This is a genomic window from unidentified bacterial endosymbiont (genome assembly GCF_918320885.1).
GTDB lineage: Bacteria > Pseudomonadota > Gammaproteobacteria > Enterobacterales.
The window spans coordinates 1013916-1032007 of sequence record NZ_OU907312.1 but is presented as its reverse complement, the minus strand read 5'-3'; the positions used below and the strand labels follow the sequence as shown (position 1 = coordinate 1032007).

21 protein-coding genes are annotated in these 18092 nt (G+C 50.9%); 18 read left to right on the top strand and 3 right to left on the bottom strand.

Annotation, left to right across the window (positions count from 1 at the left end):
• The first annotated feature begins 294 nt into the window (after window positions 1–294).
• The 13 genes from NL324_RS05260 to NL324_RS05200 all read left to right on the top strand — a co-directional run bounded on the left by NL324_RS05260 (window position 295) and on the right by NL324_RS05200 (window position 9867).
• Window positions 295–846 carry a YqgE/AlgH family protein gene (locus NL324_RS05260; protein WP_253306617.1) on the top strand — a complete coding sequence of 184 codons (552 nt, stop codon included), beginning with the start codon at window positions 295–297 and terminating at the stop codon, window positions 844–846.
• Window positions 846–1277 carry a Holliday junction resolvase RuvX gene (ruvX, locus tag NL324_RS05255; RefSeq protein WP_253306616.1) on the top strand — a complete coding sequence of 144 codons (432 nt, stop codon included), beginning with the start codon at window positions 846–848 and terminating at the stop codon, window positions 1275–1277. Before NL324_RS05260 ends, ruvX begins: the two co-directional genes overlap by 1 nt.
• A gap of 8 nt (window positions 1278–1285) precedes the next feature.
• Window positions 1286–1996: a YggS family pyridoxal phosphate-dependent enzyme gene (locus NL324_RS05250; RefSeq protein ID WP_253306615.1), complete on the top strand. Its 711-nt coding sequence runs from the start codon at window positions 1286–1288 to the stop codon at window positions 1994–1996.
• Between the two features lie 4 nt (window positions 1997–2000).
• On the top strand, window positions 2001–2822 hold the full coding sequence (proC, locus tag NL324_RS05245; RefSeq protein WP_253306614.1) for a pyrroline-5-carboxylate reductase: 822 nt from the start codon (window positions 2001–2003) through the stop codon (window positions 2820–2822).
• A 19-nt stretch (window positions 2823–2841) separates the two neighbouring features.
• The gene (locus tag NL324_RS05240) at window positions 2842–3405 is read left to right on the top strand and encodes a YggT family protein (protein WP_253306613.1); all 564 of its coding nucleotides are present in this window, start codon (window positions 2842–2844) and stop codon (window positions 3403–3405) included.
• Window positions 3402–3713: a DUF167 family protein gene (locus NL324_RS05235; RefSeq protein WP_253306612.1), complete on the top strand. Its 312-nt coding sequence runs from the start codon at window positions 3402–3404 to the stop codon at window positions 3711–3713. Before NL324_RS05240 ends, NL324_RS05235 begins: the two co-directional genes overlap by 4 nt.
• Window positions 3713–4309 carry an RdgB/HAM1 family non-canonical purine NTP pyrophosphatase gene (gene rdgB / locus NL324_RS05230; RefSeq protein WP_253306611.1) on the top strand — a complete coding sequence of 199 codons (597 nt, stop codon included), beginning with the start codon at window positions 3713–3715 and terminating at the stop codon, window positions 4307–4309. The genes NL324_RS05235 and rdgB overlap by 1 nt, the downstream gene beginning before the upstream one ends.
• Window positions 4302–5429: a radical SAM family heme chaperone HemW gene (gene hemW, locus NL324_RS05225; protein ID WP_253307134.1), complete on the top strand. Its 1128-nt coding sequence runs from the start codon at window positions 4302–4304 to the stop codon at window positions 5427–5429. The genes rdgB and hemW overlap by 8 nt, the downstream gene beginning before the upstream one ends.
• A 50-nt stretch (window positions 5430–5479) precedes the next feature.
• Window positions 5480–6094 carry a lipoprotein insertase outer membrane protein LolB gene (gene lolB / locus NL324_RS05220; RefSeq protein WP_253306610.1) on the top strand — a complete coding sequence of 205 codons (615 nt, stop codon included), beginning with the start codon at window positions 5480–5482 and terminating at the stop codon, window positions 6092–6094.
• Complete coding sequence (gene ispE, locus NL324_RS05215; protein WP_253306609.1) at window positions 6094–6963, top strand: 4-(cytidine 5'-diphospho)-2-C-methyl-D-erythritol kinase; 870 nt, start codon at window positions 6094–6096, stop codon at window positions 6961–6963. Before lolB ends, ispE begins: the two co-directional genes overlap by 1 nt.
• Before the next feature lie 88 nt (window positions 6964–7051).
• Entirely contained in the window at window positions 7052–7999 is a 948-nt protein-coding gene (locus NL324_RS05210; protein ID WP_253306608.1) for a ribose-phosphate pyrophosphokinase, read from the top strand.
• Between the two features lie 51 nt (window positions 8000–8050).
• A complete protein-coding gene (gene pth / locus NL324_RS05205) occupies window positions 8051–8659 on the top strand; it encodes an aminoacyl-tRNA hydrolase (RefSeq protein ID WP_253306607.1) in 609 nt (202 codons plus the stop codon).
• Between the two features lie 659 nt (window positions 8660–9318).
• Window positions 9319–9867, top strand: coding sequence for a tyrosine-type DNA invertase (locus NL324_RS05200; RefSeq protein WP_253306606.1), 549 nt, complete (start codon window positions 9319–9321; stop codon window positions 9865–9867).
• Window positions 9868–9875: 8 nt separating this feature from the next.
• Here NL324_RS05200 and serC read toward each other — a convergent pair whose 3' ends face one another.
• From serC to dapE, 3 genes are all read right to left on the bottom strand, one after another.
• Window positions 9876–10991 carry a 3-phosphoserine/phosphohydroxythreonine transaminase gene (gene serC / locus NL324_RS05195; protein WP_253306605.1) on the bottom strand — a complete coding sequence of 372 codons (1116 nt, stop codon included), beginning with the start codon at window positions 10989–10991 and terminating at the stop codon, window positions 9876–9878.
• 53 nt (window positions 10992–11044) lie between these two features.
• On the bottom strand, window positions 11045–11509 hold the full coding sequence (locus NL324_RS05190) for an outer membrane lipoprotein (protein ID WP_253306604.1): 465 nt from the start codon (window positions 11507–11509) through the stop codon (window positions 11045–11047).
• Between the two features lie 132 nt (window positions 11510–11641).
• Entirely contained in the window at window positions 11642–12808 is a 1167-nt protein-coding gene (gene dapE / locus NL324_RS05185; protein ID WP_253306603.1) for a succinyl-diaminopimelate desuccinylase, read from the bottom strand.
• 277 nt (window positions 12809–13085) lie between these two features.
• Here dapE and NL324_RS05180 point away from each other — a divergent pair, with 277 nt between their 5' ends.
• The 5 genes from NL324_RS05180 (at window position 13086) to NL324_RS05160 (ending at window position 18091) form a co-directional block, all read left to right on the top strand.
• A complete protein-coding gene (locus tag NL324_RS05180) occupies window positions 13086–14687 on the top strand; it encodes an ABC transporter substrate-binding protein (RefSeq protein ID WP_253306602.1) in 1602 nt (533 codons plus the stop codon).
• A gap of 193 nt (window positions 14688–14880) precedes the next feature.
• Entirely contained in the window at window positions 14881–15372 is a 492-nt protein-coding gene (locus NL324_RS05175) for a YajQ family cyclic di-GMP-binding protein (protein WP_253306601.1), read from the top strand.
• A 312-nt stretch (window positions 15373–15684) separates the two neighbouring features.
• Window positions 15685–16134: a hypothetical protein gene (locus tag NL324_RS05170; RefSeq protein ID WP_253306600.1), complete on the top strand. Its 450-nt coding sequence runs from the start codon at window positions 15685–15687 to the stop codon at window positions 16132–16134.
• 85 nt (window positions 16135–16219) lie between these two features.
• Entirely contained in the window at window positions 16220–16543 is a 324-nt protein-coding gene (locus NL324_RS05165; RefSeq protein WP_253306599.1) for a BolA family protein, read from the top strand.
• Between the two features lie 201 nt (window positions 16544–16744).
• The gene (locus tag NL324_RS05160; RefSeq protein ID WP_253306598.1) at window positions 16745–18091 is read left to right on the top strand and encodes a Na(+)-translocating NADH-quinone reductase subunit A; all 1347 of its coding nucleotides are present in this window, start codon (window positions 16745–16747) and stop codon (window positions 18089–18091) included.
• Window position 18092 lies beyond the last annotated feature (1 nt).

The following is an 18092-nucleotide window of genomic DNA, read 5'->3' as shown; positions in this document are numbered from 1 at the left end:
GTTCACTGTCATTCTCGGTACCTTTTATTTTAATTGTCAATGGCTGTTTTCCCTTTGATAGGTTCATCAAAACGTGTCAACAGCCATTGCTAATAGAGGACTCTGGCATGGCCTGGCGTGTCTAACAAACTGTTCGAAAACACTGCTAGCCGTTGCGGTCGATCGCCTAAGGTTCCAACGCCTCTTGATCGCACAGAGAATAGAGGGGTTTTAAACACGGAAGCCCGTGACTTCAGTCACGATTATGCGCATACTAATCCTCACTGTCTACTCTGTAGTTAACCTGAGTATCCCATGCGCCTGCACCACCATTTTTTAATTGCGCTGCCTACGCTACAGGACCCCTTTTTCAAGCAGTCCGTGGTCTATTTGTGTGACCATACAGAACAAGGGGCGATGGGCATTGTGATTAATCACCCACTCACACTGACTGTGCAGGCCTTACTGCAACAGCTAAAAATTGAAAAAACCGATACTCCCGTTGACTACCCCGTGTTCAATGGCGGCCCCGTTGCCAACGATCGTGGCTTTATTTTGCACTCACCACAAGCTGGTTTTTCTTCTAGTCTGTCGGTCTCTTCAGAGACCATGTTGACCAATTCGCGCGATATTCTGGAAACCCTGGGAACTGCTGAACAACCCCCCCATTTTTTAGTGGCGCTCGGTTATGCCAGTTGGCAACAGGGGCAATTGGAACAAGAGTTATCTGAAACTGGTTGGTTAGTCACTCCAGCCGATCCAGCCATTATTTTCCACACCCCCATTAATCAACGCTGGCAAGCGGCGGTTAAACAGCTCGGCATCCAAGATGCTTGGCAAATTGTCTCCCAGGGTGGACACGCTTAATGTCCGCAACGGTGATCGCTTTTGATTTTGGCTTACGCCATATTGGAACAGCCATTGGTTTGCGCCTCACCGGACAGGCGCGACCCTTAATGGCTTTGAAGGCCTGTGATGGAGTTCCCAATTGGCAACAGCTGGCGACTTTGCTACACACTTGGCAGCCTGAGACACTCGTCGTTGGCCTACCGCTGAATATGGATGGCAGTGAACAACCGCTAACACAATCAGCTCGGCAGTTTGCCAGTACTTTGCAGACACACTGTGCACTACCAGTGCGTCTGCACGATGAACGCCTCTCCACAGTGGAGGCTCGTGCCCGGCTGTTCGAGCAGGGGGGCTACCGAGCCCTGAGTAAATCGCAGGTGGATAACCTCGCTGCTACCATTATTTTAGAGAGCTGGTTAGCGCTCCCACCACTCCCTGCACCCTCCTAGCACGCGGTATGAGTTGCTTTCAAAAAAATCTACAGGCTGTTCAAGCCCAGATCACGCAGAGCGCTGCCACAGTACACCGTAATCCTGCAACCATTCAATTGCTGGCGGTTAGCAAAAATCAGCCCTTAGAGGCGATGGCGGCTGCTATCAAGAGCGGTCAGCGGGTATACGGTGAAAATTATGTGCAAGCAGGTGTTGCAAAAATTCGCTACTGGAGCGCCTTCAGTGATCTCCAGCCACTACAATGGCACTTTATCGGCCAGTTACAGCGCAATAAGATCCGCTTAGTCGCCACCTATTTTGATTGGGTTCAAACCATTGCGACGCTAGCACAGGCCGAACAGCTTAGCCAGGCCCGTGCCCCGATCCAGCGCCCACCACTCCAAGTGTTGATCCAGGTTAATTTACGCTCGCCTGCCGTCGGTTACGGCGTATTACCCGAAGCATTAATCCCCCTAGTTCAGGCGGTACAACCGCTGCCAAATCTGTGCCTGCGCGGTCTGATGGTACTGCCAGCCCCCACGCTTGATCCACAACACACCAAAGCCCTTTTTGGTCAAGCCCAAGCACTTTTCCAAGCACTACAGGCCAACTATCCACAATTTGACACGCTCTCTATGGGGATGTCTAATGATCTCTCCGAGGCCATTGCAGCTGGCAGTACCTTAGTACGCCTCGGAACAGCACTGTTCGGTCCTCGTCTAGTCAACAGGAGATAATAGTATGCAGCCTCGAACCATTGCCTTCCTTGGCGCGGGCAACATGACCCGCGCTCTGCTGTTCGGCCTACAGGCTGCTGACTATCCCATGACCTGTATTACCGTGGCAGCTCCTACGGCTACTCGCCGGGAGGCTTTAGCCGCCGCCACGGGGGTCGCCACCACTGAAGATAATCTTGTGGCCGCTAGAACCGCCGCCGTCATTATCCTGGCGGTTAAGCCCCAACAGATGGCCGCAGTTTGTCAAAGCCTAAACCGCGGCGATCTCTCGAAAAAATTAATACTCTCCGTGGTGACCGGGATCACCCTCAAGCAGTACGCACAACGGTTAGGAGCGCAGCATACGATTATCCGCGTCATGCCCAACACACCCGCTTCAATTGGTTATGGCATGAGCGGCTTATACGCTCCTCCATCGGTCTCCTCTGCAGATAAGGCGTTTGCTGAGTCACTGTTACAATCAGTTGGCGAGGTGTGCTGGCTCGCCAAAGAGCAGGATATCAATACCGTGATCGCGGCCGCAGGCAGCGCCCCAGCCTACTTTTTCCAGTGGATGCACAGCATGCAGCAGAGTGCCGTTGCGATGGGTCTAGAGCCACAACAGGCTCGTCAACTGGTGCAACAAGCAGCATTAGGTGCGGCACACCTGGCCATTCAACAACCAGAGCTTACCCTGCAAGCCTTAAGTGACCAGGTGACGGCTAAAGGTGGTACCACAGAAGCTGCTCTACAGATCTTCCAGCAACAGCAGTTCAATGCTACGATTAACGCCGCCATGCAAGCTGCTGTCCTGCGGGCTGAAGCCCTACAACAGTCGCTCGACTGACCAAGGAATAGACTACATAATGCTTACTCTGGTATTTATTGGTAAAACTGTCATTGATTTTTATACCCTACTGTTGTTACTACGGGCTTGGTTATATGGTGTTGTCCGCGATCGTCATAACCCCTTTTACCAGCTGACCGCCCGCTGGACTCAACCGGTCGTCCGGTTACTCTATCCTCTGTTGCCGCTGGGCGCCCGGGTTGATACAGCTGCCCTCTTGCTGGCTTTCACGCTGCTCACCCTGCGAGCCTCTGCGCTACTACTGTTGCAAAGTAACCACGCTGCGAGCACCACCTCTCCCCTCTTTTACTGTTTGCTTGGACTGCTGGGGCTACTCAAGTGCAGCGGTAAGCTGCTATTTTGGATTCTGCTGCTCCGTGCACTGGGCATCTGGATCAACTACCGGACTCAACCCATTGACTATACGCTGCAACAGCTGACTGAGCCTCTGCTACAACCCATCCGTCGTCGATTACCCACTACCAATGGGCTAGACTTTTCTGTGATGGCATTCATGCTGCTGCTTATCACCCTAGATTATCTCGGGAGCGACCTCTTTGGATCACTCTGGAGCTATTTATGAGGGGATCCCCCCTAGTCTGGGAAGGGACGGATCTGATTTTAAGGATCGCTGTGCAGCCGAATGCTTCGACAGACTGCTTCGCCGGTGAGCCCGGTACTCAGTTGAAAATAAAACTCCAAGCCCCAGCGCTGGAGGGGCAAGCTAACAAGCGTTTATGTCAGTTTCTAGCGCGACAGTTTGGGGTGCAGCAACGCCAAGTGATTCTAGAGCGAGGCGATCGAAGTCGCTATAAACGGGTCCGTATTCAAGCGCCCCGACAGCTGCCTGATGCGCTACAGCTATCCACCACCGAGCAGGAGTGCCTCTAATGGGCTCAACAATTGTTTTAGCGACGGCCAATCCCGGTAAAGTCAAGGAGCTGTCCGAGCCGCTAGGTGCCTTGGGATACCAGATCGTGACCCAAAGTCAGTGGGAAATCCAACCGATTGCTGAGACCGGCCAGACCTTTATTGAGAATGCACTATTGAAAGCGCGCCACTGTGCACAGCAGAGCGGGCTACCAGCCCTGGCGGATGACTCCGGCCTGGTCGTTGAGGCCCTGCAGGGTGCCCCCGGTATCTATTCAGCCCGTTATGCAGGGGAACACGCCAGTGAAGCTGATAATCGCCACAAACTGCTAGAACAACTGCAGCAGGTGCCTGCAGCGCAACGAACCGCACACTTCTACTGTGTTATCGTCTATTTACGCTACGCTGACGATCCTGCCCCGCTGATTAGTCAAGCCCATTGGCAGGGAGCGATCGCGCTACACCCCAGCGGTGATCAAGGGTTTGGTTATGATTCGCTGTTTTACCTGCCTGATCGCCACTGCACAGCCGCAGCCTTAAGCCGTGAGCAAAAATTTCAGCACTCACACCGGGGCCAAGCGCTACGACAACTGCTCACCGTTCTACCTCATGCTTGAACTGCCGCCGCTCGGGCTCTATATCCATATTCCCTGGTGCGTTAAAAAATGCCCCTATTGTGATTTTAATTCTCATCCACAACAGGGTGTGATCCCTGAGCAGGCTTATATCGACCAACTGTTGGCAGATTTAACCACTGATCGGCAGCTGATTCCAGGGCGCACGATTGATACTATTTTTATTGGCGGCGGAACCCCCAGTCTGCTCACGGCCCAAGCCGTCGAGAATCTGCTGCAGGGGATCCGCCAGCGGGTGCCGCTCGCCCCACAGATGGAAATTACGCTAGAAGCCAACCCAGGTACCGTCGAGCAGGAGCGCTTTATCGGGTATCAGGCGGCTGGGGTGAATCGCTTCTCTATCGGAGTTCAGAGCTTTAACGCCGACAGCCTACGCCATTTGGGACGCATCCATAGCCCAGAGGCCGCCACTCGAGCAGTCCAACTGGCGATGAACTTGCCAGCAACCCGAGTGAATCTTGATTTGATGCATGGCCTGCCCCATCAATCACTCGCACAAGCGCTAGTCGATCTCGAACAAGCCGTCTGCCTAGCACCCACCCATCTCTCCTGGTATCAACTGACCCTAGAGCCCCAGACAGCGTTTGGATCACGGCCGCCGCCACTACCGCCTGATGAGCAGCTGTGGGCCATCTGGCAACAGGGCGATCAACTGCTGAAAGCAGCTGGTTATCAGCCCTATGAGATCTCCGCTTATGCGCGTGATGAGCACTACAGTCAACATAACTTGAACTATTGGCGCTTTGGCGACTATCTCGGGGTTGGTTGTGGTGCCCACGGTAAAATCAGCTTCCCGGGGGGGGAGATCCTGCGTACTGTTAAAACCCGCCATCCTCGTGGCTATCTTCAGGGGCACCATCGCCAGCAGCAGTTTGCGGTGCCGCTCGATCAACGACCCTTAGAGTTCTTTATGAACCGCTGGCGCCTCCTGGAACCAACCCCCCGATCTGATTTCACGCGATTCACTGGGGTAGATGAAGCGAAACTTCGACCTATCTTGGATCAGCTGATCTCACAGGGCTATTTGCAGGAATCCCCGACCAGTTGGCAACTCTCTGAACATGGACGACTGTTTTTAAATCATGTACTTGAATCTTTTTAAAGCCAACAATAGGATTATCCTGATCCGATGGCGGGGCCCTAAGTGCACTCATGATCACCTATTGTCAGTTTAACAGGGGATGGCGTCTATTATTAGTAGCCTTGACGCTCTGCTTGAGTGCTTGTAGCTCCCGCCCTCCTGAACAGCCGGTACTCACCTGGCCTCAACGCCAGCTGCAGTTACAGCAGTTGATCCGTTATCAAGCCCGCGGGAGTTTGATCTACCGGACCCCTGAGCGCTCCTTTTATGCCCGCTTCAACTGGCAGCAGAACGGTCCCAATCACCTGCAATGGCGACTCACGCATCCCTTGGGCCAAACCCTGTTGCTCTTGGAACAACAAGGCAGTACCGTGCGCCTACAAGATCACCAAGGGCAGCACTACCAAGGCGAGCAGGCTGAACAATTCCTCCAGTGCCAAAGTGGCCTCGAACTTCCACTACCGCTGTTAGCACACTGGCTTATTGGCCTGCCAACCCCTCATGACCAGTATCAACTGGATAGCCAGCAGCGATTAAAACAGCTCATCCATGCTGATCCCTCCCCGATACACTTGAACTATCTCGCCTACCGTGATCAGGGGCGCTTATCCCTACCGACTCAGCTGCAGCTTGAGATCGGCAGCCACCGGCTGCTCCTAAAAATCGATCAATGGACACTCCCCTAATGATCACCACTTGGCCGGCACCCGGAAAGCTAAACCTATTTTTGAGTATTACCGGCCGCCGTCCCGATGGTTACCACACCCTGCAAACCCTCTTTCAATTCCTAACCTATGGCGATACCCTCACCATCACCCCACAAGCAGAGGATCAGATCCAGCTACAGACCTCCCTGCCCGGTGTCCCCCCTGAAGACAATTTAATCATTAAAGCAGCGCGGTTACTGCAACAGGCCACTGACTGCCGTCAAGGGGCTGTTATCACGCTCCATAAACAGTTGCCCCTAGGCAGTGGCTTAGGGGGCGGCTCCTCCAATGCGGCAACCACTTTAGCGGCATTGAACCAGCTCTGGGGCTGTGGACTCTCCAGCGCTGAACTACAACAGTTGGGGGTGATCTTGGGGGCTGATATCCCCGTGTTTCTCTATGGCCAGGCCGCTTTTGCCGAAGGCATCGGCGAACAGCTACAGCCAGCTGCTCCTCAAGAGCTTTGGTATCTGGTAGCCTATCCTGAACAAGCTATCTCAACCGCTCAAATATTTAACCATCCGCACCTTCAACGCGCTACGCCCCCCCGCACGCTCAAGCAGTGCCTAACCCCCCCTTACAGTAATGATTGTGAAGCGATCGTAAAAAAATGCTTTCCTGAGGTTGAAGCGGTGATCAACTGGCTGTTACACTACGCACCCGCTCGACTAACCGGTACCGGATCGGCAGCCTTTGCTGAATTTTCTAACCAAATAGCGGCTCAACAACTGCTCAATAAGCGCCCTAGTGGGGTGCGCGCTTTTGTCGCGCGTGGAGTTAATCGCTCTCCTCTGCAGCAGGCATTAGCAAACCATGCCAAAGAAAGACAAGGGGGAAGCTGGCGGTAAGCGCAGCGCTCGACTTGGCGAAAACCCAGATCAGCCGGCTGTTACCACCAGACGACTGTTTCATCATTAACCATCCAGGGCTGTCAGCATGCGCGATATTAAGTTATTTACAGGAAATGCCATACCATTGTTGGCTGAACAGACCGCCGCACGCCTACATGTGGCTTTAGGACAGGCCAGCGTGGGACGCTTTAGTGACGGTGAAATCAACGTTGAGATCCATGAAAATGTCCGGGGTGGCGATATTTTTATTATTCAATCCACCTGCGCCCCAACCAATGATAACTTAATGGAGCTGCTGGTGATGATCGATGCCTTACGGCGCGCCAGTGCTGGCCGTATTACCGCGGTGATCCCCTACTTTGGCTATGCTCGCCAAGATCGACGGATCCGCTCTGCACGGGTGCCTATCACGGCCAAAATAGTGGCAGATTTTCTCTCTAGCGTGGGGGTAGACCGATTATTAACCGTTGATTTACATGCTGAGCAGATTCAGGGCTTTTTTGATCTTCCAGTCGATAATATTTTTGGCAGTCCCGTACTCCTGGAAGATATGCGGGTCCAAAATTTTCTCAATCCGGTGGTGATCTCACCCGATATTGGTGGGGTCGTTCGTGCTCGGGCCATCGCTAAATTACTCCATGACACCGACATGGCCATTATCGATAAACGACGGCCGCAAGCTAATGTTGCCGAAGTGATGAATATCATCGGGGATGTTTCCGGCCGTGATTGCATTTTAATTGACGACATCATTGATACCGGCAGTACTTTGTGTAAAGCGGCTGAGGCCCTAAAAAAACAGGGTGCGAAGCGGGTGTTTGCCTATGCCACCCATCCCGTATTCTCTGGAATGGCGGCTAGTAATTTAGAACACTCTGTCATCGATGAAATTGTCGTCACCGATACCATTCCCCTATCCCAGGCTATTCAGGACCTCAATAAAGTGCGCTCATTATCCCTGGCGCAGCTGTTGGCGGAAGCCATCCGGCGTATCAACAATGAAGAGTCTATTTCAGCCATGTTTGAACGCTAAGATGCGCACCCTGGCAATGGCCTCTATAGGCCGGAGATCCCATCACCGTTCATGATCGTTGCGAATCCAGTGAGCACTATAAAATTAATCGCCGGCTTAGCCAATCCCGGCGCCGACTATGCTAACACTCGGCATAATGCAGGCGCCTGGTACCTGCAACGCCTGGCGCAATACTATCAGATCGCCCTAAGACCGCACCCGCGTTTCTGTGCACAGATCGGCCAGCTGCGGTGCGGCGATCAGCCGATTACGCTGTTAATACCCACTACTTTTATGAACTTAAGTGGTGATGCCGTGGCCAAATTTGCCCACTTCTATCGCCTGCAACCACAAGAGATCCTGATTGCCCACGATGATCTGGATATCGCTGTGGGGAGCGTCAAATTTAAACTCGGGGGCGGCCACGCTGGCCATAATGGCTTAAAAGATATTATTAATAAACTGCATCACTGTCGCGATTTTTATCGTCTGCGGATTGGTATCGGCCATCCGGGCTCAAAAGCACAGGTAGTGAGCTTTGTGCTGGGGCAGGCGCCGCCCGATGAACAGCAGTTGATTGATCAGGCCATTGATCAGGCGCTGCAAGCGACTGAGCTGTTACTACAACAAGGGGTGCCTCAAGCCATCCAGTGCTTACAAAGGATGAAGCAAACACAGTAAGCATTGAAGGACCCCTATAGGCTACTCTTTAAATCACTGCTCATCGATCAGCTGCTGTAAAGCCCCAAGGTCGTCCCTCTCTGAGCAGAGAGCCTAGACTATACAGTGCCCCGCCACTATCCTGGCGTGTAGGTTGTTAGAGCGCTGCTACTGAAAAGGAAAAAAGCGTTTTAGCCCCTATTCAATCGATCACTGTTTTAGGTTTATCAGTCATTATTATTTTAACTGAATAATTTATAAAGCAATTATCAGCTTTAGGCCTTCATACTTTATTTTATTATCAATGCTTTAAGAGACTATTTTTAAGGTTATTGACAGGATTCTTGGTAATTTTTTTCATATTATTAATTTAACCTACCATAATAGATATAATGCTAGTCACTAAAAAGTGAGTTTGCTGAATAATCAATCTAGTCATTATAGATAGTCTAAAAACCAGAGTAACTACTTAATGTACAAGCGCTAGTAGCATCAGTTAGAATGCTATTTACAGACCATTGGTTAATCATTAATTAATTTACCCATTATGCATCTATTTTTTCTGGGGTGTTGAACGTCTACGTCATGATGATTGAACTTTTTTATATGATCAAGTCATCATTAAGCCGTTTAAGTAGTAGAAAAAATACAATAACTGCCGTTGTGGCAAGGAAAAAACCATGCTCCGTAGAAAACATTTAACGACTTTTGAAATAGAAAAAATGCTTGAAGCCACTGCCAATAGCAGTAATCATCAACGTAATTACTGCTTACTCTTGATGTGCTTTCTCCATGGAGCCCGTGTCAGTGAAATCATCTCATGGCGCCTATCTGATATCGATTTTAATGCAGGACATATTTATATAAAACGTCTTAAAAATGGTTTTTCAACCGTACACCCACTCATCACCCGAGAAAAAAGAGTTTTAAAAACTTGGTTACAGGTTAGAGAAACTTACCCTAATCATCAGTCAGACTATCTTTTTATTTCTCGCAAAGGAACCCCCCTATCACGACAACAGGTCTATTTATTAGTCAAGCGTTACAGTGCCATGGCAGCGATCAGCATTCAAGCCCATCCACATATGCTACGTCATTCATGCGGCTATGCGTTGGCGGATCGGGGGATTGATACACGCTTAATTCAGGACTATCTAGGACATAGAAATATCCGTCATACCGTTGTTTATACGGCGAGTAATCCTGAGCGTTTTAGAAATGTCTGGTGATGGCCGCGCTAACGACCGCCACACTGAGGGTTAGCGCTACCATAATGCTGAAGAAAAGCGCTCATAAAATCGACTAAGGTGTTAACCCCTGCAAATGGCATGGCATTGTAAAGCGAAGCCCGTAACCCCCCAACCACCTGGTGTCCTTTTAAAGCATATAATCCAACACCCTGAGCCTGCTGCAAAAATAGATCGACTAAGTCAGATTGTAAAAGCCAAAAGGGAATATTCATCAATGAACGATGCGCGGGGTGGACCCGGTTAATATAAAACGGGTGAGCATCCATAAACTCATATAGCTTTGCCGCTTTCTGTTGGTTACGCAGGGCTATAGCCGCTAACCCGCCTTGGGCCTTTAGCCACTGAAACATCAGGCCACAACAGTACCAAGCAAACGTAGGGGGTGTATTGTACAGGGAATGACTTTGCGCCATCAGGGTATAATTCAATATAGAGGGTAGTGCCTGATCGGCACGACCGAGTAGGTCATCACGGATGATGACCAGCGTAATTCCAGCGGGTCCGATATTTTTTTGAGCACAGGCATAGATCACCCCAAAACGCTTGATCTCAATGGGGCGGGACAACAATGTAGAAGACATATCAGCCACCACCACCCGCTCACCAAAATCTGGAACTTCATCAATCGCTACACCGTTAATCGTCTCATTAGGGCAATAATGAATGAAGGCCGCTTGATCAGAGATCGGCCATTCGCTCATCGGTTTTATAGCCGACAAGCCCTCACGCTGGCAACGCACATCGATGATCTTGGCCGTACAGTATTTCTCTCCCTCTAAGGCGGCACAGCGCGACCAATAACCACTTTCAATATAATCAGCCTGGCGCCCTTGTCCTGATAAATTCAGCGGAACAGCAGCAAACTGTCCCCGCGCCCCGCCCTGCATAAACAGGACCCGATACTCCTTTGGGATCGCTAATAGATCCCGTAGATCGCGTTCAGCAGCCTGGGTAATCTGTTGGAAAAGCTCACTCCGATGGCCAAGCTCTAGGACCGAGAGGCCGCATCCTTGCCAATCTAACAGCTGTTGCTGTGCCCTTTTCAAGACAGCGGGCGGCAACAGAGCCGGACCCGCGCCAAAATTAAACAGAGGCCCAGTCATCGACTGGCTTCTCCAGCCTAACCCAGTGGGGTCGTGTTAGCATTGGTGTCCGATCACAGGACGGAAACATTCACACGCCGGCCATCATCGATCAGGCGCACCTTTTGGCCAACGGCGAAGCGGGGATCCGCTTTCTGGATCACCACGACGGTACTGCCATCCTCTTTTTGAATTTCTAGCTCCAATCCTTTGATCTGATTCATTTTATCAGCTATTTTTTCACCAGCCATCGCCCCGCCAAACCCGCCGACGACGGTGGCTAACTGTTTTCCTTTCCCGCCACCGACGGCATTACCTGACACCCCACCCAGTACGGCACCGGCAAGACCCCCGAGTAAATCGACCTTATTTTCACCCTGAATCAGGACTGGACGAGCATATACAATGGTTCCATAAGCCACTGATTGCACCTGCTTAGCTTGTCCCGCCCGGTAAACATCCCCAGAGTAGAGATCACTATTGGCACAGCCACTCAGTAAGAGGATGATGAAACTCGTTGATAATAGTGGTTTGTTCATAAAGAGAGTTCCTAAAAATTTGAAAAGAGGACAACGGCTACCAAGCAACCCTCCCATAAAATAGGGGGAAGCGAATGATGGTGCCCTAAGGATAAAATAGCGCGGTCATTCTAACAAAAATTGCTAAAAAGGCTAGGCGCTGGGGTAGCCACTTATCCTATCGCTGTCATTGAGCAGAGAGCGCATCAGCTGCTGATAAAGTTGACATAACAGGGTTAGCTCCGCGATAGAGACCGACTCATTGGCTTGATGGATGGTCGCATTGCTAACCCCTAATTCCACCACCTGTGCCCCCATGGGTGCAATAAACCGCCCATCTGAAGTGCCCCCGGCCGTTGACTGCTCGGGGGTTAAGCCAGTGCAGTGCTGCACCGCAGCCACAACAGCCTCCAGCAAGGTGCCACGGGGGGTAATAAAAGGCTCCCCAGAGAGCCGCCAACGGATAGTATAAGGCAGCTGATAATCGTCCAATAGCGTTGTCACCCGCTGTTGGATCTGTGGCGTGATGAGCTGTGGGCTATAACGCCAATTCAGGTGGAGCCGTAATTGCGAGGGGGTAACATTATCAACCCCGCTACCTGCCTGGATATCAGTGATTTGCAAACTCGTCGCTGGAAACTGGGCAGTGCCCTGATCCCATTCCATCGCTAGCAGCGCTTGCAGTGCTGGCAGTGTGCGATGGAGTGGGTTATCCACTAAGTGAGGATAAGCAACATGACCCTGGATCCCCTGGATAGTCACCGTAGCACTGAGGGAACCCCGGCGACCAATTTTTATCACATCCCCCAATTGCGACTCACTCGAGGGCTCACCAACCAAACAGTAATCAATCCGCTCCCCACGCTGCAGGAGGGTTTCTACGACTCGACGGGTCCCATCAGTCGCCTCTCCCTCCTCATCTGAGGTGATTAACAGCGCTAAGCGACCCGAATGCTCAGGATGCTCGGTCACAAAGCGCTCTGCAGCAATCACCATAGCCGCCACAGCGCCCTTCATATCAGCCGCTCCACGCCCATAAAGCAGACCATCCGCTATCTGAGCCGAAAATGGGGGGTAGCGCCAGGCTGCCAGTGGCCCTGGCGGCACCACGTCAGTATGGCCGGCAAAAGTAAAACAGGGTGAGCCACTCCCATGCCACGCCCAAAAATTACTGGTATCCCCGAAATTTAACGGTTCCACCGTAAAACCGACCGCCTGCAAACGTTGCATCAGTAGTGCTTGACAACCGGCATCATGAGGGGTAATTGAGGGGCAGTTGATTAAAGCTTGAGCCAAGGTGACTACAGTCGTGTGATTCATCGTGCTATCCCTCTGGCAACACTCTGGCAACTTAGGTTTCTGGATCGACTTCAATAAATAATACAACCGTCTACACCATCAACCTGATGGGGTTCATAGAACCGTCCTGAAGCTAGATCAAACAGTCAACACAGTATTACACATAAAAAAGCATTTGCGTTACTACTCCTTGCGGTCCAACAATAGTCCGTTATCACTAGAAAAGAAAAGAAAAGATAAGATGATGAATCTTAAAAAACAGCACTATTGGCCTACTATCCTGATAGGAGTCTTCGGAATGGGTTGGTTTCAGACTATTTTACGCGCCGCTGGAGAATCAGCTATCCAACCTTTGACCACGGTACAACAGTTGGTCATCAGCAACGGTGACGAACCGCAGTCGCTTGACCCTCATAAAACCGTAGGCACACCCGAACAGAAGATCATGCGTGATCTCCTGGAGGGACTATTTATTCTTGATCGCCACGGTGACGTCACCCCTGGAATGGCACTCTATGCCTACAGCCCCGATAAGAAAATCTGGACCTTTTATATGCGCCCTGGGGCCCGCTGGTCCAACGGTGATCCCCTCACGGCGCTTGACTTTGTCTATAGCTTCCAGCGTCTTGCCGATCCAAAAACCGCCGCGATCAGAGCAGATATTTTACAAATTATGAAAGTCGTCAATATTGATGAGGTGCTTGCTGGGCAGTTACCCCCTGAAGCCTTAGGGGTGAGAGCGCTCGGTCCACTGACGTTGCAGCTCTCGCTATCGCAACCGCTAGGATTTTTAAAGAAATTGTTAGTTCATTGCGCGTTGCTGCCTGTACATCATGGGACCATTACGCAACAGGGGGAGCAGTGGACCCTACCCGCCCACTGGGTAGGCAATGGTGCCTATTGCCTTAAAAAACGGATTATTAATGATAAGATTGTGCTCGTCCGCAATCCCCACTACTGGAACAATCACCAGACTGTCATTGATCAAGTCACCTATCTACCACTCGATGAAGAACCAGAAATTGCCGGCTATCGGACCGGCGCTATCGATCTGACCCATTCTAGAATTCCCTCAGCCCGGTTACAAAAATTACAACAGGAGTTTCCTAAGGAATTTCGACTCTTTCCAAAGCCTGCGGTGCAAGGCTATCAATTCAATACTAAAATCCCGCCATTTGATGATGTCCGGGTACGTCAAGCCCTGAATTTAGTACTCGATCGCCAACTCATCTTACAACAGTTGCTCATCTCAGGAGCGCAGCCCGCTTATAATGTGGTCCCCCAGGGTTTAGGGGGGTTAACCGCTTACCAGCCTCCCTGGCGTTCATGGCGTTCGGAACAGCGCCTGCAAACGGCCAAAAAACTACTCAAAGAGGCGGGTTATAGCGCTAAAAACCCCTTACGTTTTACGCTGCTCTACCACACCTCTGAGGCCAATAAACAGTTAGCACTACTGGTCAGCACGCTATGGCGTACTCACTTAGGCGTAGAAACAACCCTCACCCATCAGGAGTGGAAAGTTTTTTTAGCAGAGAGACGCTCAGGAAATTATCAAGCAGCACACTTTGGTGCTTTTACCACTTACTGTGAGCCCTATGCCCTGCTCAGTGAGTTCATATCGCATTCTAGCTACAATACGACCGGTTACTGTAATCTGAATTTCGATCAGTCGCTTGATCAGGCAGCTGAATGCCTCTATGAGACTGAACGTTATCCCCTGTATCACCAAGCAGAGGCGCAATTAGCTGAGGATGTCCCGGTTATCCCGATGATCCACCTCGTGGCAGTGAGGCTGGTGAAACCCTCTATTGGTGGCTTCAGTGACCGTAACCAGATGAACCTATTTTATACTAAAGATCTTTACATCACTAAAGCGCCACTAGTGCCTAAAAAACCCTGATAGTAGGCATCACCAACCTCCTCCCAGTGGCATTCATCACTTCAGGAACAATGGGGCCACTGGAGATCTATCTTGTGTTGAAAAAGCGTAGCCATTGCTAGCCGAAGGCTCTTCCTTTATAATGACGCTGGCGCCGGCGTCAACCTGCAGCATCGTAGTGACGCTACCTCCCTTAAGCAAGGAACCTCTATCAATGCCCTCGTTTGATATCATCTCAGAAGTCGACCGGCAAGTGATCCGTGATACCGTAGCTAACGTACAACGTGAAGTGGCCAATCGCTGGGACTTCCGTCAAGTGACTACCTCAGTTGAACTCAATGAAAAAGCTGAAACGGTTAAAATCGCTACTGAATCTGATTTTCAGCTACAGCAATTGCTAGCTATTTTGTACGATCAGTTGAGTAAACGTGGTATTGAACGAAGTGCCTGTACTATCCCACCTCAGCCTACGCATAGCGGCAAACTGTGGAGTTTTGAGATACCCTTTAAGCAGGGCATCGATAGCCTACTGGCTAAAAAGATAGTAAAGCTGATTAAAACGGAATATCCCAAAGCGCAAGCCAATATTCAAGATAAACAGGTGCGCGTGATCGATAAATCACGTAATACCTTGCAAGCGATCATGAGCCTCCTACGACAAACAGTGCTAGAACAGCCCCTGCAATTCACTAACTTCCACGATTAATCCTCTTGTCTGTGGTCTCATCTGTTGTTTTTTATACCGTTTAAAAAAACACTATCCTCCGTGAAGAATCCGTCATTATTTCGATCAGTTCTGAGGGCATTTTTTTTGTAATTTACTGAATATATTAAGTTTTATTAAAAATTTTCTCCTTGCATTTTCCTCTCTGCAGGTCCTATAGTTAGACCCATTCGCTGCCACCTAACAGTGGTCCTGGTAAAGTTTTTTATCAATCACAGTTATTTCCCCTCAAATAGAGAAATACCGCACCGTCAATACTGAATTGACTTAATCCTATTGTTCACGGGTTCCTTAATGTTTAAAAAAGGACCTATCCTTGCCAGTTACTGGGAGATCACGATTATGGCGCCTGAAGCCCGGATAACCTCTGCCCCTTCACCAAGCCAACCCACGAATGCCGCTCCTGAAGCCAATTCATCCGTACCTAATCGGATGACCACTACAGAAACCATCGCCTGTGATCAAGCGATAGTCCAACAACGTCAACAGACACTCTCCAACCCTAACGCCCCAAGTCGCCCTCCCCGCTTAATGAATCAGCGGAAACTACCACTGACGCCGTTAGGCTATGAATTAGCAACTAGCCCTAGGCGCGGTCGTGAGAATCTCTCCAGGCGATCACCCCTCAGTCATGGCCAACCCAATCCGCCTGATCCAGCGCTAAAAACCGCTTTGAACCAGACCTCTGAGCCTTCTCTAGCCTCAGAAAATAGAGCCCCCCCGCTGGAGGATAAGCCCCAATAACAGAAGAGTCCTCCTCCAGAATGTTTCCGGGCTGTTCAATTTTGTTGTTGGCGATAGTATAGTGATTAAAACAGTTCGCGGGCCATTGAATACCCCTACTATGACTATTGAAGCCATGATCACCACCACACTGCAGATCACATTTGATCCGCAGGTACTCCAAGTCATTAATCAAAGCCATCAACATCAAGGCAGGTTGGGCCCTGAAAGCCATTTTAAAGTGGTGCTCGTTTGTGCTGGTTTTTCCGGTCAATCCCGCCTAGCACGACACCGTGCCGTTTATCAAGTGTTAAAACCGCTACTCAAACCTATAGGATCGCTGCAGGCTCTCTCCCTGCATACCTACAACCAACAGGAATGGGAGCAGTGTGATGGATCTCCTCCGTCCTCACCACCCTGCGCCCGATAAACCAAGCGGTGGTTATTAGAGGGTTTGGCCTGTTTTTTTTACTGAGTAATCCTAGCCTTTCCCTTTGCTTATGAGGCAGTGGTGCTATAATTGTTAGCCGTTATTCCAGGTGATCTCACTGTATTGAGTCGATAGTGCCCAGCACGACTTATCGACCTTTCAATGAACCCAGTACCACGCAAAAACAGAAGTGGGTAACCCATGAGGATCACCATTAAGAAGGGCTTAGATCTGCCTATCGCGGGTCAGCCTCAACCCTATATTGACCAAGGTCCAGTGATCCGCCAAGTCGCGCTGCTGGGAGAGGAGATCCCAGGCCTACGGCCGCTGCTCCAAGTGACCGAAGGGGAACGTGTCAAAAAAGGACAGTTACTCTTTCTCGACAAAAATAGCCCTGGTGTCCGCTATACTGCGCCTGCCGGGGGTATTGTCACCGCCCTCCATCGTGGGGCCAGACGAGTGCTGCAATCCTTGGTTATCCAAGTGGAGGAGGATGAACCCCTCACGTTTGCGCACTACACTCCAGAACAGTTGGCAACGCTTGACGCTCAATTAATTCGCGATACGCTGATCGCCTCAGGTCTTTGGACAGCACTACGTTCCCGTCCCTTTGGCCATGTGCCAGCCCTGGATAGTCAACCCGCCGCTATTTTTGTCACCGCCATCGACACCCAGCCACTAGCGGCTGATCCCGCACTCATTATCCAGGAGCAACCTGAAGCCTTTCTCCATGGAATCACGCTACTCACCAGACTAACCCCAGGACCCTTATACCTCTGTCAACCCTCAGGCGCCTTGATCCCGCAGCCGGCAAGCGCTCAAGTCGTGATAGCTGAGTTCAGCGGTCCACACCCTGCTGGTTTAGTCGGGACTCATATCCACTGCTTACACCCCGCCACACTGCAGCGGCCAGTCTGGCATATTGGTTACCAGGATGTGATTGCGCTTGGTCACCTGTTGACGACTGGGGAGCTCTATACCGATCGGGTGATCGCCTTAGGGGGACCACAAGTTATTCAGCCGCGGCTGCTACGGACCCGCCTAGGCGCCGATTTAACGGAGCTCACCACCCAGCAGTTGAAACAGGGTGACAACCGCATTATCTCGGGTTCCGTACTACAGGGAACTCTGGCTACCGGGCCGCACGCTTTCCTCGGACGTTATCACCAGCAGGTTTCCGTTCTCTTAGAGGGGCGACAAGGGGAGTTTTTCGGTTGGGTACGCCCTGGCGGGAGTAAATTTTCTATTACTCGAACCACCTATAGCCATTTCAGCCCTCCCAACAGCGTCAATATCACTACCGCGCGACAAGGGGATGCCCGTGCGATGGTGCCTATTGGCACCTATGAGCGTATCATGCCGTTAGATCTCTTGCCCACCCTGTTATTACGGGCACTGATTATTGGTGACAGTGAGCAGGCACAAGCGCTAGGATGCCTAGAGTTAGAAGAGGAGGATTTAGCCCTCTGTACCTTTGTCTGCCCGGGGAAACAGGCCTATGGCCCCCTACTCCGTCAGCTCCTGACCACCATTGAAAAAGAGGGGTAAT